13 protein-coding genes are annotated in these 13,755 nt (G+C 67.1%); 12 read left to right on the forward strand and 1 reads right to left on the reverse strand.

Annotated features, from left to right (window positions below; genetic code table 11):
• Window position 1: 1 nt before the first annotated feature.
• From rfaD to cysM, 4 genes are all read left to right on the forward strand, one after another.
• On the forward strand, window positions 2-997 hold the full coding sequence (gene rfaD / locus A2G96_RS05125) for an ADP-glyceromanno-heptose 6-epimerase (RefSeq protein WP_062797354.1): 996 nt from the start codon (window positions 2-4) through the stop codon (window positions 995-997).
• A 164-nt stretch (window positions 998-1,161) separates the two neighbouring features.
• Window positions 1,162-1,557, forward strand: coding sequence for a ComEA family DNA-binding protein (locus A2G96_RS05130; protein ID WP_062797356.1), 396 nt, complete (start codon window positions 1,162-1,164; stop codon window positions 1,555-1,557).
• 237 nt (window positions 1,558-1,794) lie between these two features.
• The gene (locus tag A2G96_RS05135; RefSeq protein WP_062797358.1) at window positions 1,795-3,096 is read left to right on the forward strand and encodes a solute carrier family 23 protein; all 1,302 of its coding nucleotides are present in this window, start codon (window positions 1,795-1,797) and stop codon (window positions 3,094-3,096) included.
• Between the two features lie 133 nt (window positions 3,097-3,229).
• Complete coding sequence (gene cysM / locus A2G96_RS05140) at window positions 3,230-4,132, forward strand: cysteine synthase CysM (RefSeq protein WP_062797360.1); 903 nt, start codon at window positions 3,230-3,232, stop codon at window positions 4,130-4,132.
• A gap of 66 nt (window positions 4,133-4,198) precedes the next feature.
• On the opposite strand, the gene mltB is transcribed toward cysM, so the two are convergent.
• Window positions 4,199-5,305 (reverse strand): lytic murein transglycosylase B, encoded by a 1,107-nt coding sequence (gene mltB / locus A2G96_RS05145; RefSeq protein WP_062797362.1) that lies wholly within the window; start codon window positions 5,303-5,305, stop codon window positions 4,199-4,201.
• 169 nt (window positions 5,306-5,474) lie between these two features.
• On the opposite strand from mltB, the gene A2G96_RS05150 reads away from it, so the two are divergent.
• The 8 genes from A2G96_RS05150 (at window position 5,475) to A2G96_RS05185 (ending at window position 13,727) form a co-directional block, all read left to right on the forward strand.
• Window positions 5,475-6,398 carry a histone deacetylase family protein gene (locus A2G96_RS05150; protein ID WP_062797365.1) on the forward strand — a complete coding sequence of 308 codons (924 nt, stop codon included), beginning with the start codon at window positions 5,475-5,477 and terminating at the stop codon, window positions 6,396-6,398.
• Between the two features lie 12 nt (window positions 6,399-6,410).
• On the forward strand, window positions 6,411-7,214 hold the full coding sequence (locus tag A2G96_RS05155) for an enoyl-CoA hydratase (protein WP_062797368.1): 804 nt from the start codon (window positions 6,411-6,413) through the stop codon (window positions 7,212-7,214).
• A 165-nt stretch (window positions 7,215-7,379) separates the two neighbouring features.
• The gene (locus A2G96_RS05160) at window positions 7,380-8,414 is read left to right on the forward strand and encodes a methionine ABC transporter ATP-binding protein (protein WP_062802069.1); all 1,035 of its coding nucleotides are present in this window, start codon (window positions 7,380-7,382) and stop codon (window positions 8,412-8,414) included.
• Window positions 8,404-9,057 carry a methionine ABC transporter permease gene (locus A2G96_RS05165; RefSeq protein ID WP_062797370.1) on the forward strand — a complete coding sequence of 218 codons (654 nt, stop codon included), beginning with the start codon at window positions 8,404-8,406 and terminating at the stop codon, window positions 9,055-9,057. The genes A2G96_RS05160 and A2G96_RS05165 overlap by 11 nt, the downstream gene beginning before the upstream one ends.
• 33 nt (window positions 9,058-9,090) lie before the next feature.
• On the forward strand, window positions 9,091-9,888 hold the full coding sequence (locus tag A2G96_RS05170) for a MetQ/NlpA family ABC transporter substrate-binding protein (protein WP_062797373.1): 798 nt from the start codon (window positions 9,091-9,093) through the stop codon (window positions 9,886-9,888).
• A 230-nt stretch (window positions 9,889-10,118) separates the two neighbouring features.
• Window positions 10,119-10,868: an electron transfer flavoprotein subunit beta/FixA family protein gene (locus A2G96_RS05175; RefSeq protein WP_062797375.1), complete on the forward strand. Its 750-nt coding sequence runs from the start codon at window positions 10,119-10,121 to the stop codon at window positions 10,866-10,868.
• A 20-nt stretch (window positions 10,869-10,888) separates the two neighbouring features.
• Window positions 10,889-11,824, forward strand: a complete 936-nt coding sequence (locus A2G96_RS05180; protein ID WP_062797377.1) for an electron transfer flavoprotein subunit alpha/FixB family protein — start codon at window positions 10,889-10,891, stop codon at window positions 11,822-11,824.
• A gap of 118 nt (window positions 11,825-11,942) precedes the next feature.
• Window positions 11,943-13,727, forward strand: a complete 1,785-nt coding sequence (locus tag A2G96_RS05185; protein WP_062797379.1) for an acyl-CoA dehydrogenase — start codon at window positions 11,943-11,945, stop codon at window positions 13,725-13,727.
• Window positions 13,728-13,755 lie beyond the last annotated feature (28 nt).

Here is a 13,755-nt window from a genome sequence, read left to right on the forward strand (position 1 = left end):
CATGACCATCATCGTCACCGGCGCCGCGGGTTTTATCGGCAGCAATCTCGTCAAGGGCCTGAACGAACGCGGCGAGACCAACGTCATCGCCGTCGACAACCTGACCCGCGCCGACAAGTTCCACAACCTGGTCGACTGCGAGATCTCCGATTACCTGGACAAGCAGGACTTCCTCGCGCGCTTTGCCCGCGGCGAGTTCGGCAAGGTCCGTGCGGTGTTCCATGAAGGCGCCTGCTCCGACACCATGGAGACCGACGGCCGCTATATGATGGAGAACAATTACCGCTACACGCTGTCGCTGATGGAGAGTTGCCTGGAGCAGGGCACGCAGTTCCTGTACGCATCGTCGGCGGCGACCTACGGCGCCTCGCAGGTGTTCCGCGAAGACCGCGAGTTCGAGCGTCCGCTCAACGTGTACGGCTACTCCAAGTTCCTGTTCGACCAGATCGTGCGGCGCCGGCTGCCGTCGGCGCTGTCGCAGATCGTCGGCTTCCGCTACTTCAACGTGTACGGCCCGCGCGAAACGCACAAGGGCCGCATGGCCTCGGTGGCGTTCCACAACTTCAACCAGTTCCGCGCCGACGGCACGGTGAAGCTGTTCGGCGAATACGGCGGCTATGGCCCGGGCATGCAGAGCCGCGATTTCATCTCGGTCGAGGACGTGGTCAAGGTCAACCTGTTCTTCTTCGACCATCCGGAGAAGTCGGGCATCTTCAACCTGGGCACCGGCCGCGCCCAGCCGTTCAACGACATCGCCGCGACCGTGGTCAACACGCTGCGCGAGGCCGAGGGCAAGCCGCCGCTGTCGCTGGACGACCTGGTGCAGGAAGGGCTGGTCGAGTACGTCAAGTTTCCCGACGCGCTGCGCGGCAAGTACCAGTGCTTTACGCAGTCGGACGTGTCCAAGCTGCGTGGCGCGGGCTACAGCGAACGCTTCCTGACCGTGGAGGAAGGCGTGGCGCGCTACTGCCGCTGGCTGCTCGAGCGCAACGGCTGAACCTGCAGCGTTCCTGCTTCAAGCCGGCCGACACGCTTTCGTGCGGCCGGTGTCAACTTTTGTTGCCGCATGCGCCGCGCTCGCGGCGCGCCCCTATCCTGACCTGACCTCGCCGCCCTGGCGGGGGTGGTACCTCAGACCATCCACAGGAAAGGAGAGCCTTCATGGCCATGCACTGGATCCGGCAACTTGCCCGGCGTTTTTCCCTGATCTCCCTCGCGGCAACCTTGTGCCTGCTTGCCGGCGGCACCGCGCATGCCGCGGTCGACGTTAACACCGCGGACGAGGCGGCGCTGACCTCGGTCAAGGGCGTGGGGCCGGCGACGGCCCGCCACATCGTCGAAGAGCGCAACAAGCGCGGGCCGTACAAGGACGCCGCCGACCTGGCCGAGCGCGTCAGCGGCATCGGGCCGAAGTCCGTGGCCAAGCTGCAGGACGCCGGCCTCACCATCGCCGGCAAGGCGGCGGCCACCGCCACGCCATCCGCTGCGCCGGCGGCCACGCCAGCGCCCGCCAAGGGGGCGAAGGCGACGCCTGCACCGGCCAAGCCGGCCCGCTAGCATCGCCACTGCTGCCCTGTGCCCGGTCGTGCTGCGGCCGGGTGCGTTGTGGCTGGTATGCGTTGTGCTAAAGCTTGCCGGCTTCGCAGCCCCCGTGGCGGCGGAGTATCATGCGGACGCCGCGCCGGCAGGACCTGCCGCGCGGCTGCCGACCGGCATTCCACAACCTAACAAGCAGGCACAAGCGCGGCGGCCGCCGATCCGGCGGCCAGCCCGGACCACAGGGAGCAAGACAATATGGCGAATGGCGAGGACGCGGGATTCCTGCCGCAATGGCGGCTCAAGACCGAGGGCGTGATCGGCCCCGATGAGCGGCTGCCCGCGGGGCAGACACTGCTGGCCGGGATCCAGCACGTGGTGGCGATGTTCGGCTCGACCGCCATCGCGCCGATCCTGATGGGCTTCAACCCGAATATCGCCATCCTGTTTTCCGGCATCGGCACGCTGATCTTCTTCCTGTGCGTGCGCGGCCGGGTGCCCAGCTACCTGGGCTCCAGCTTCGCCTTCATCGCGGTGGTGATTGCCGCCACCGGCTATGCCGGCAGCGGCCCCAACCTCAATATCCCGGTGGCGCTGGGCGGCATCATTGCCGCCGGTGCGCTATACACCGTGATCGGCCTGGTGGTGCAGGCGGCGGGCTACGCCTGGGTGGAAAAGCTGATGCCGCCGGTGGTGACCGGCGCCATCGTCGCGGCGATCGGGCTGAACCTGGCCCCGGTGGCGGTCAAGGCGGTCAGCGGCGCGGCACTCGATACCTGGGTGGGGTTGCTGACCGTGGTCGCGGTGGGGCTGGTGGCGGTGCGCGCGCCCGGCATGATCGGGCGCCTGCCGGTGCTGATCGGCGGGCTGGCCGGCTACGTTGCCTATTACGTGGGCACCAATGTGATGGGGCTGGGCAAGCCGATCGATTTCTCCGGCGTGGCCGCGGCCAGCTGGTTCGGCCTGCCGGCGTTCACCGCCCCAACCTTCGAACTCAACGCCATGCTGCTGATCGCGCCGGTGGCGATCGTGCTGGTGGCCGAGAACCTCGGCCATATCAAGGCCATCGGCGTGATGACCGGCCGCAACCTGGATCCGTACATCGGCCGCGCCTTTATCGGCGACGGCATCGCCACCATGCTTTCGGCCAGCGGCGGCGGCACCGGCGTGACCACCTATGCCGAGAACATGGGGGTGATGGCGGTCACCAAGATCTATTCGACGCTGATCTTCGTGGTGGCGGCCGCGGTGGCCATCCTGCTGGGCTTCTCGCCCAAGTTCGGCGCGCTGATCCTGACCATCCCGGGGCCGGTGATCGGCGGCCTGACCATCGTCGTGTTCGGCCTGATCGCGGCCACCGCGGGCCGCATCTGGGTGCAGAACCACGTGGATTTCTCCAGCTCGCGCAACCTGATCACGGTGGGTGCGACGCTGACGGTGGCGGCCGGCGACCTGACGCTGAAGCTGGGTGGCATGACGCTGGGCGGCATCGGCACCGCCACCTTCGGCTGCATCCTGCTGTACCACCTGCTGGGCGAAGGCAACCGCGAAGAGGCCTGAGCCACGACCGATGCCGGCAGGCGGGGCAAATCCCGCCTGCCGGCGAGGGGATAGGGGTCTGGATTACAATGGCCGGCGAACTGGAATCCCCTGGCATCCCCCGATTCCCCCGATTGCGACCTTCCTTCGCCCCATGGCCTACAAGACAATTGAAGACACCATCGGCAATACGCCGCTGGTCAGACTGCAGCGCATCCCCGGCGCCGCCAACGACGCGCGCGGCAATGTGATCCTCGGCAAGCTCGAAGGCAACAATCCGGCCGGTTCGGTCAAGGACCGCCCGGCGGTGTCGATGATCGCCCGGGCCGAAGCGCGCGGGCGCATCAAGCCGGGCGATACGCTGATCGAGGCGACCTCGGGCAATACCGGCATCGCGCTGGCCATGGCGGCCGCCATCCGCGGCTACAAGATGGTGCTGATCATGCCCGAGGACCTCAGCCTCGAGCGCCGCCAGAGCATGGCGGCCTACGGCGCCGAGATCATCCTGACGCCGGTCAAGGGCGGCATGGAGTATGCGCGCGACCTGGCCGATTCGATGGAGCGCGACGGCAAGGGCGTGATCCTCGACCAGTTCGCCAACCCCGACAACCCGCAGGCGCACTACGAGGGCACCGGCCCCGAGATCTGGCGCGATACCGACGGCCGCATCACCCATTTCGTTTCGGCGATGGGCACCACCGGCACCATCACCGGCGTGTCGCGCTACCTCAAGGAGCAGAATCCCGAGATCCAGATCGTCGGCGCGCAGCCGGCCGAAGGCTCGCGCATCCCGGGCATCCGCAAGTGGCCGGAAGCGTATCTGCCCAAGATCTACGATCCCAAGTTCATCGACCGCACCGAGCCGGTGAGCCAAGGTGATGCCGAGCACATGGCGCGCCGCATGGCATCGGAAGAGGGCATCTTTTGCGGCATTTCCGCCGCCGGCGCGCTGTGCGTGGCCTTGCGCGTCGCCGAGGAAGTCGAGAACGCCACCATCGTCTTCGTGGTGTGCGACCGCGGCGATCGCTACCTGTCGACCGGCGTGTTCCCGGCCTGATCCGCAGCGCCGCAAACAAGAAAGGCCTCGCCGATGCGAGGCCTTTCTTGCTTTGGCCGTGCCGCCTCAGCCCATCGCCGCCTTGACCGCCTCGCCCAGCTGGTACACCGCCAGCGCATAGAAGAAGCTGCGGTTGTACCGCGTCAGCACATAGAAGTTGCGCAGTCCCAGCAGGTACTCGGTGGGCTGGTCGGGGGTGGGCAGGTCCACCACCAGCACGCCGGTTTGGCCTTCGCGCGCCAGGTTGATGGGTTCGTCCACGCGCAGCCCGGCGCGGGTCAGCTGGTCGAGGGTGCGGGTCGGCCACGGCTCGCCATCGGCCGCCGCGGTGGCGATGCCCAGGCTGCCGGCGTCGGGGGCGATGCGCCACACCACCGGGCGGCCCGGCTCCCAGCCATGCAGCTGCAGGAAGCGCGCCACGCTGCCGATGGCATCGGTGGGACTGTTGCGCAGGTCGACGTGGCCGTTGTTGTCGTAGTCGAGGGCGTACTCGCGCAGGCTGGTCGGCATGAACTGCGGAATGCCGATGGCGCCGGCATACGAGCCCAGCACCGAGTAGACGTCGGTGCGGGTGTCGCGGCACCACAGCAGGTAGTCGGCCAGCTGGTTGCGGAACAGCGTGGTGCGGGCTTCGCGGTTGGGCGTGGCCGGGTAGTCGAACGCCAGCGTCGACAGCGAATCGAGCACGCGGAACGAGCCCATGTCGCGGCCGTAGATGGTTTCGACGCCGATGATGCCGACGATGACCGAGGCCGGCACGCCGAATTCGGCCTCGGCGCGGCGCAGCGTGTCGCGGTTGTCCTGCCAGAAGCGCACGCCGGCATTGATGCGGATCGGCTCGATAAAGCGCGAGCGGTAGGTGCGCCAGCTTTTGCGCCCGGTGGTGGCGGGCGGCATGATCAGCCGTACCACGGTGGCCGAGTAGACCGCCTGCCCGAACCAGTCCTGCAGCATGCCGCGGTCAAAGCCGTGGCGCGCCACCATCTCGTCGATAAAGGCACGTGCTTGCGGGTTGTCGCGGTAGCGGCCGGGTTCGATTTCTTCCTCGCGCACGCTGACACGGCGTTTGCCGGCGGCAAGCAGGCTGGGGGAGAGGCCGCAGAGTCCGAGTGCGGCAGCGGAAAGCGCGGCGCCCAGCAGGGGGCGTCGCAGTGAGCGCTGGGTGTCGGTCATGGTGTCCTTTGCAAGTCGCACCGAGTATAGCGGATGCCACCGCGGCAGCCGCGGCGGGGCGGGTGCGGCATGGCGCGCCGGCGCTGCCGGGTGGCCAGGCGTGGCGTGTGCTAACGTAACGTTTGGAGACAACATGGCGACGCATTGCAACCCATTGCGACGATAAGAGATGCCGACAGGCTATTACACGCACCCCGAGTTCCAGCGGCACGAGATGGGGCACTTCCACCCCGAGTGTCCGGAGCGCCTGCAGGCGATCGAGGATCACCTGATTTCGCATGGCCTGGACGGGCTGCTGGAGCGCCGCGAGGCGCCGCCCGCCACGCGCGAGCAGCTCGAGCGCGTGCACCGGCCCGAGCACGTCGACGCGCTCGAAAGCGCCAGCCCGTCGAGCGGCTACCACGCGATCGACCCGGACACCTCGATGAACGCGCACACGCTCGCTGCCGCGACGCTGGCCGCGGGCGCTGCGGTGGCGGCCACCGATGCGGTGATCGCCGGCGAGTTCGAAAACGCGTTCTGCTGCGTGCGCCCGCCCGGCCACCACGCCGAACCCGATCGCGCCATGGGCTTCTGCTTCTACAACAACGTGGCCATCGCCGCGCGCCATGCGCTGCAGGCGCACGGGCTGGAGCGCGTGGCGATCATCGACTTCGACGTCCATCACGGCAACGGCACCGAGGCGGCGTTCCGCGGCGACGAGCGCGTAATGATGTGCAGCATCTTCCAGCACCCGTTCTATCCCTACAGCGGCACCGAGCACCTGGCGCCGAACATGGTCAACATCCCGCTGCCGGCCTACAGCAACGGCATGGCGGTACGTGAAGTGGTCGAGACCATCTGGCTGCCGCGCCTCAATGAATTCCGTCCGCAGATGCTGTTCATTTCGGCCGGCTTCGACGCGCACCGCGAGGACGACCTGGGCCAGATGGGCCTGGTCGAGCAGGACTACGCCTGGATCACCGGCCAGCTGGTCGATGTCGCGCGCACCCATGCGCAGGGCCGTATCGTCAGCTGCCTCGAGGGCGGCTACAACCTCAGCGCGCTGGGCCGCAGCGTGCTGGCCCACCTGAAGGTGCTGCTGGAACATTAGGAGACCGCCGCCATGGCCGAGAACGATGCGCGCGTCGACGCGCCGCTGCTGACCGAATCGCGCGACGCCGCCGGCGTGGCGCGCCTGACCATGAACCGGCCGCAGGCCTTCAACGCCTTGTCCGAGGGGCTGCTCGATGCGCTTACCGATGCGCTGCGCCGGCTCGCCGCCGACGACAGCGTGCGCGTGGTGGTGCTGGCGGGCGCCGGCAAGGCCTTCTGCGCCGGCCACGACCTGCGCGAGATGCGCGCGGCGCCGTCGCACGAATACTATCGGCGCCTGTTCGACCGCTGCACGCGCATGATGATGGCGATCCAGCAGATGCCGCAGCCGGTGATCGCGCGGGTCCACGGCATTGCCACCGCGGCCGGCTGCCAGCTGGTGGCGATGTGCGACTTGGCGGTGGCCGCCGACGATGCCCGCTTTGCCGTGTCGGGCGTCAACCTGGGTCTGTTCTGTTCGACCCCGGGCGTGGCGCTGTCGCGCAACCTGCACCGCAAGCAGGCCATGGAGATGCTGCTGACCGGCGACATGGTCGACGCCGAAGGGGCGCGCGAGCGCGGCCTGGTCAACCGGGTGGTGCCGGCCGGCGAACTCGACGCCGAAGTGGCGCGGCTGGCCGCCAGCATCTGCGCCAAGCCGGCCGCCGCGGTCGCCGCCGGCAAGGGGCTGTTCTACCGCCAGCTCGAGATGGGCATCGAGGCCGCCTACCAGCTGGCCGGGCAGACCATGGCCTGCAACATGATGGACGAGTCGGCGCTGGAGGGGGTACAAGCCTTTATCGACAAGCGCCCGCCGTCCTGGCGTGCCTCCTGATCGACTTGCCGGGTCTTTATATGCCGGGAACGCATAAAGACATCGGCAAAAAGTCGTTTATGGTATGAAGCGAATCGCATAAAATACGCGCTTCAGAAAAATAACGAGCGGCAACAGCGCTGGAGATCCCTCGCCTGTTGCCGTTTTCTTTTGGTCACCTTTTCCATGATCGAACTGCAAGGACTGTCGCAGCGCTTCCCGGGCGCGTCTGGCGACGTGCATGCATTGCGGGACGTCAGCCTGTCGATTGCGGCGGGCGAAGTCTTCGGCATCATCGGCCGCAGCGGCGCCGGCAAGAGCACGCTGGTGCGCGCCATCAACCTGCTGAACCGGCCCACCAGCGGCCGCGTCGTCGTCGCCGGCCAGGACCTGACCGCGCTCGACAAAGGTGCGCTGCGCCTGGCGCGGCGCGAGATCGGCATGATCTTCCAGCACTTCAACCTGCTGTCGTCGCGCACCGTCTACGACAACGTGGCGCTGCCGCTGGAGCTGGCCGGCAAGCCCAAAGCTGACATTGCCGCCACCGTGCTGCCGCTGCTGGAGCTGGTCGGGCTGTCGGCGCTGAAGGACCGCTACCCGGCGCAGATCAGCGGCGGGCAGAAGCAGCGCGTGGGCATTGCGCGCGCGCTGGCGAGCAAGCCCAAGGTGCTGCTGTCCGACGAGGCCACGTCGGCGCTGGATCCGGAAACCACCCGTTCCATCCTCGAGCTGCTCAAGCAGATCAACCGCGAGCTGGGCCTGACCATCGTGATGATCACGCACCAGATGGAAGTCATCAAGCAGGTGTGCGACCGCGTGGCCGTGCTCGAGGCCGGCCAGGTAGTCGAGACCGGCCGCGTGATCGACGTATTCCTGCGTCCGCAGCACGAGGTCACGCGCGCCATGATCGGCGACGTCATCTCGCAGGAGCTGCCGGCGAGCGTGCTCAAGCGCGTCGAAAGCCGGCTCGGCAACGGGCGCGACCACGTCTACCGCCTCGCCTTCACCGGCGAGGGCGTCGACCAGCCGGTGCTGGCGCAGGCGATCCGCCGCTACGGGCTGGACTTCAACATCCTGCATGGCCATATCGACGAGATCCAGGGCCAGGCCTTCGGCTCGCTGGCAATCATGGCCACCGGCGAGCTGGCCGATGTGAAGGCGGCAATGGAATACCTGCAGGCGCAAGGCGTCGTGGTGGAGGAGTTCGAGCATGTGGTCTGAAATGTTTGACCTGTTCCTGACCTCGCTCAACGAGACCCTGCTGATGGTGGCGATCTCGGGCGTGGTCGGCGCGCTGCTGGGCGTGCCGCTGGGCGTGCTGCTGCACCTGACCAACCGCGGCGGCGTGCTGTCGCACCCGCTGTTCAACCGCACCATCGGCGTGGTGGTCAACGCGGTGCGCTCGATCCCGTTCATCATCCTGCTGGTGGTGGTGATCCCGTTCACGCGCTTTATCGTCGGCTCGTCGATCGGCACCACCGCGGCGATCGTGCCGCTGACCATCGCGGCGATCCCGTTTATCGCGCGCCTGGTCGAAAGCGCGCTGCGCGAGGTCGACAAGGGCCTGGTCGAGGCGGCGCAGTCGATGGGCGCCACCACGCGCCAGATCGTGTGGAAAGTGCTGTTGCCCGAGGCCATGCCCGGCATCGTCGCCGGCCTGACCATCACCTTCGTCAGCCTGGTCGGCTATTCGGCCATGGCCGGCGCGATCGGCGGCGGCGGCCTCGGCGACCTCGGCATCCGGTATGGCTACCAGCGCTACATCACCGAGGTGATGGTGGCGGTGGTGGTGATCCTGATCGTGTTCGTGCAGGCGGTGCAGAGCTTCGGCGACTGGCTGGTCCGCCGCATCAGCCATCGCTGAACCCAAGACTTTATCGAGATAGGAACGCACATCATGCAACGTCGCAACCTGATGCAATGGATTGTCGGCGCCGCCCTCGGCGCCACGCTGACTACCGGCGCGCTCGCCCAGGACAAGCCGATCCGGATCGGCGTCACCGGCGGCCCGCACGCCCAGATCATGGAACAGGTGAAGAAGGTCGCCGCGAAGGACGGCCTCAATATCCAGGTGGTCGAGTTCAGCGACTACATCCAGCCCAACGCCGCGCTGGCCGCCGGCGACCTGGATGCCAACAGCTACCAGCATCTGCCGTACCTGGAAGCGCAGATCAAGGACCGCGGCTACAAGTTCACGCATATCGCCTACACGGTGACGTTCCCGATGGGCGTGTACTCGAAGAAGATCAAGTCGCTCGACCAGCTCAAGCAGGGCGCGCGCGTGGGCGTGCCCAACGACCCCACCAACGGCGGCCGCGGCCTGTTGCTGTTGCAAAGCAAGGGCGTGATCAAGCTCAAGCCCAACGCGGGCCTGAAGGCGACGCCGCTCGATATCGCGGAGAACCCGAAGAAGATCCGCATCGTCGAGCTCGACGCCGCGCAGCTGCCGCGTTCGCTGGATGACCTGGATGCCGCCGCGATCAACGGCAACTATGCCGAGTCCGCGGGCCTGTCGCCGACCAAGGACGCGATCGCCATGGAAGGCCCGAAGGGGCCGTACGCCAACCTGATCGCAATCCGCGACGCCGACAAGGGCAAGCCCTGGGTGGCCAAGCTGGTGAAGGCCTACCATTCGCCGGAAATCAAGCAATACGTCACTTCGACCTTCAAGGAATCGGTCATCACGGCCTGGTAATTTCCTGATGAGCCGGCGTCACTCGAGGGTTTCATCCAATCGGACGAGGCCTGCCGGCGCGGCTTTGCGGCACAATCGCGTGACCGGTAAACAGGTGCCGGGCCTATGCCCGGCATCATTTTGCCGATAAAATAGTACGATCGTTCGAAAAATAGGAGAGCCGCCAACCCGGTGGTTATAATGACGAGCGAACAAAATTTCTGACTATCAGCTATCAGTGGAGTGAGCGCATGAAAGTACTCGTCGCAGTCAAGCGGGTGGTGGATTACAACGTCAAGGTCCGCGTCAAGGCGGACGGTTCGGGCGTCGATCTGGCCAACGTCAAGATGAGCATGAACCCCTTCGACGAAATCGCCGTGGAAGAGGCCGTGCGCCTGAAGGAAGCCGGCGTTGCCACCGAAGTGGTCGCGGTGTCGTGCGGTGTCACGCAGTGCCAGGAAACCCTGCGCACCGCGATGGCCATCGGTGCCGACCGCGGCATCCTGGTGGAATCGAACGAAGACCTGCAACCGCTGGCCGTGGCCAAGCTGCTGAAGGCGCTGATCGACAAGGAACAGCCGCAACTGGTGATCCTGGGCAAGCAGGCCATCGACGACGACTCCAACCAGACCGGCCAGATGGTCGCCGCGCTGGCCAACCTGCCGCAAGCCACGTTCGCCTCGAAGGTGGTAGTGGCCGATGGCAAGGCGTCGGTCACGCGTGAAGTCGACGGCGGCCTGGAAACGCTGTCGCTGAGCCTGCCGGCGGTGGTGACCACCGACCTGCGCCTGAACGAGCCGCGCTACGTCACGCTGCCGAACATCATGAAGGCGAAGAAGAAGCCGCTCGACACCGTCAAGCCGGAAGACCTCGGCGTCGACGTCAAGCCGCGCCTGTCGACCCTGAAAGTGGTCGAGCCGCCCAAGCGCAGCGCGGGTGTGATGGTGCCGGACGTCGCGACGCTGGTGCAGAAGCTGAAGAACGAAGCCAAGGTTATCTGAGAGCGCGGGGGAGAAATAACATGACTGCACTCGTCATTGCTGAACACGACAATCAATCGATCAAGGGCGCCACGCTCAACACCGTGACCGCCGCAGCCCAGTGCGGCGGCGACGTGCACGTGCTGGTGGCCGGCGCCAACGCCAAGGCCGCGGCCGATGCCGCCGCCAAGATCGCCGGCGTGACCAAGGTCCTGCTGGCCGACGCTCCGTACTTTGGCGACGGCCTGGCAGAGAACGTGGCCGAGCAGGCACTGGCCATCGCCAACGACTACTCGCACATCCTGGCCCCGGCCACCCCGTACGGCAAGAACATCCTGCCGCGCGTGGCCGCCAAGCTGGACGTGGCCCAGATCTCGGAAATCTCCAAGGTCGACGCCCCGGACACCTTCGAGCGCCCGATCTACGCCGGCAACGCCATCGCCACGGTCAAGTCGGAAGACAAGATCAAGGTCATCACCGTGCGCGGCACCGCGTTCGATGCCGCCGCAGCCGAAGGTGGCTCGGCCGCCGTCGAGACCCTGCCGGCCGTGGCCGACGCTGGCGTTTCGCAATTCGTTTCGCGCGAAGTGGCCAAGAGCGACCGTCCGGAACTGACCGCCGCCAAGATCATCGTCTCGGGTGGCCGTGGCGTGGGCTCGGGCGAGAACTACACCAAGGTGCTGACGCCGCTGGCCGACAAGCTCAACGCCGCGCTGGGCGCCTCGCGCGCCGCGGTGGACGCCGGCTTCGTGCCGAACGACTACCAGGTCGGCCAGACCGGCAAGATCGTCGCGCCGCAGCTGTATATCGCCGTCGGTATCTCGGGCGCGATCCAGCACCTGGCCGGCATGAAGGACTCCAAGGTGATCGTCGCGATCAACAAGGATGCCGAGGCCCCGATCTTCTCGGTGGCCGACTACGGCCTGGTGGGCGACCTGAACACCGTGGTGCCGGAGCTGGTGGCAGCACTGGGCTGATGCCGCGCCGGCCGTGCCGGCCGCATTGCGGCCGGCACGGACAACAGCAGGCAGCAAGTAACGAGCCGTTCCGGGGGCGACCCGCGAACGGCTTTTTTATACATGTTGGGAGACATCGATGACCTACCGTGCGCCGATCAAGGACATGCTGTTCGTCATGAACGAGCTGGCCGGCCTTGAGGCCGTCAGCCAGCTGCCCGGCTTCGAGGAAGCCACCCCCGAAACCGCCGAGGCCGTGCTCGACGAGGCCGCCAAGTTCAACGAGCAGGTGGTGGCGCCGCTGAACCGCGCCGGCGACCTCGATCCGAGCAGCTGGAAGGACGGCGTGGTCACCACCACGCCCGGCTTCAGGGAAGCCTTCCGCCAGTTCGGCGAGGGCGGCTGGCAGGGCGTGCTGCATCCGCAGGAATTCGGCGGCCAGGGCCTGCCCAAGCTGATCGCCACGGCGTGCAACGAGATGCTGAACACCGCGAACCTGTCGTTCGCGCTGTGCCCGCTGCTGACCGACGGCGCCATCGAGGCGCTGCTGACGGCAGGTTCCGACGCCCAGAAGGCCACCTTCCTGCCCAGGCTGATCTCGGGCGAGTGGACCGGCACCATGAACCTGACCGAGCCGCAGGCCGGCTCGGACCTGGCTGCGGTGCGCACCCGCGCCGAGCCGCAGGGCGACGGCACCTACAAGGTGTTCGGCACCAAGATCTTCATCACCTACGGCGAGCACGACATGGCGCAGAACATCGTGCATCTCGTGCTGGCCCGCACGCCCAACGCGCCCGAAGGCGTCAAGGGCATCTCGCTGTTCATCGTGCCCAAGTTCCTGGTCAATGACGATGGCAGCACCGGCGCGCGCAACGACGTGCATTGCGTCTCGATCGAACACAAGCTGGGCATCAAGGCCAGCCCCACGGCGGTGCTGCAGTTCGGCGACCATGGCGGCGCGATCGGCACGCTGGTCGGCGAAGAAAACCGCGGCCTCGAGTACATGTTCATCATGATGAACTCGGCGCGTTTCTCGGTCGGCATGCAAGGGATCGCGGTGTCCGAGCGCGCCTACCAGCAGGCGGTGGCGTATGCGCGCGAGCGCGTGCAGAGCCGCCCGGTCGATGGCTCGGCGCGCGAGGCGGTGACCATCATCCACCATCCCGACGTCAAGCGCATGCTGATGACCATGCGCGCGCTGACCGAAGGCGCGCGCGCGGTGGCGTACGTGGCCGCGGCCGCCAGCGACACGGCGCACCAGCATCCCGACGAAGCCGTGCGCAAGCAGAGCCAGGCGTTCTACGAGTTCATGGTGCCGGTGGTGAAGGGCTGGAGCACCGAGCTGTCGATCGATGTCACCAGCCTGGGCGTGCAGGTGCACGGCGGCATGGGCTTTATCGAGGAAACCGGCGCGGCACAGCACTACCGCGACGCGCGCATCCTGCCGATCTACGAGGGCACCACGGCGATCCAGGCCAATGACCTGGTCGGCCGCAAGACCGTGCGCGACGGCGGTGCCGTGGCGCGCGCGATCTGCACGCAGATCGCCGAGACCGAGGCCGCGCTCGGCCGGCACGGCGGCGCTGCCTTCACCGCGGTGCAGGCGCAGCTGGCCAGGGGCCGCGCCGCGCTGGAAGCCGTGATCGAGTTCGTCGTCGCCAACGCCAAGTCGGACCCGAACGCGGTGTTCGCCGGCAGCGTGCCTTACCTGAAGCTGTGCGGCATCGTGTTCTCCGGCTGGCAGTTCGGGCGCGCCATGCTGGCCGCTGACGCGAAACGGGCCGACGATCCGGCCTTCCACGAAGCCAAGATCGCCACCGCGCATTTCTTTGCCGAGCACATCCTGTCGCAGGCATCGGCGCTGCGCGATGCCGTGGTCGGCGGCGGGGCGCCGGCCAATGCGCTGAGCGCCGAGCAGTTCTGAGCGATGCGCGCGGCGCGCGGATAGAAAA

Source organism: Cupriavidus nantongensis (assembly GCF_001598055.1).
GTDB lineage: Bacteria > Pseudomonadota > Gammaproteobacteria > Burkholderiales > Burkholderiaceae > Cupriavidus > Cupriavidus nantongensis.

What these genes read in the sequence shown, in the direction of transcription:
- A2G96_RS05165 (WP_062797370.1), top strand. Translation starts at nt 8,404, where the DNA reads ATGTGGTCTGAAATGTTTGACCTGTTCCTGACCTCGCTCAACGAGACC.
- A2G96_RS05150 (WP_062797365.1), top strand. Translation starts at nt 5,475, where the DNA reads ATGCCGACAGGCTATTACACGCACCCCGAGTTCCAGCGGCACGAGATG.
- A2G96_RS05170 (WP_062797373.1), top strand. Translation starts at nt 9,091, where the DNA reads ATGCAACGTCGCAACCTGATGCAATGGATTGTCGGCGCCGCCCTCGGC.
- A2G96_RS05185 (WP_062797379.1), top strand. Translation starts at nt 11,943, where the DNA reads ATGACCTACCGTGCGCCGATCAAGGACATGCTGTTCGTCATGAACGAG.
- cysM (WP_062797360.1), top strand. Translation starts at nt 3,230, where the DNA reads ATGGCCTACAAGACAATTGAAGACACCATCGGCAATACGCCGCTGGTC.
- A2G96_RS05130 (WP_062797356.1), top strand. Translation starts at nt 1,162, where the DNA reads ATGGCCATGCACTGGATCCGGCAACTTGCCCGGCGTTTTTCCCTGATC.
- A2G96_RS05155 (WP_062797368.1), top strand. Translation starts at nt 6,411, where the DNA reads ATGGCCGAGAACGATGCGCGCGTCGACGCGCCGCTGCTGACCGAATCG.
- A2G96_RS05180 (WP_062797377.1), top strand. Translation starts at nt 10,889, where the DNA reads ATGACTGCACTCGTCATTGCTGAACACGACAATCAATCGATCAAGGGC.
- A2G96_RS05175 (WP_062797375.1), top strand. Translation starts at nt 10,119, where the DNA reads ATGAAAGTACTCGTCGCAGTCAAGCGGGTGGTGGATTACAACGTCAAG.
- mltB (WP_062797362.1), bottom strand. Translation starts at nt 5,305, where the DNA reads ATGACCGACACCCAGCGCTCACTGCGACGCCCCCTGCTGGGCGCCGCG.
- A2G96_RS05135 (WP_062797358.1), top strand. Translation starts at nt 1,795, where the DNA reads ATGGCGAATGGCGAGGACGCGGGATTCCTGCCGCAATGGCGGCTCAAG.
- rfaD (WP_062797354.1), top strand. Translation starts at nt 2, where the DNA reads ATGACCATCATCGTCACCGGCGCCGCGGGTTTTATCGGCAGCAATCTC.
- A2G96_RS05160 (WP_062802069.1), top strand. Translation starts at nt 7,380, where the DNA reads ATGATCGAACTGCAAGGACTGTCGCAGCGCTTCCCGGGCGCGTCTGGC.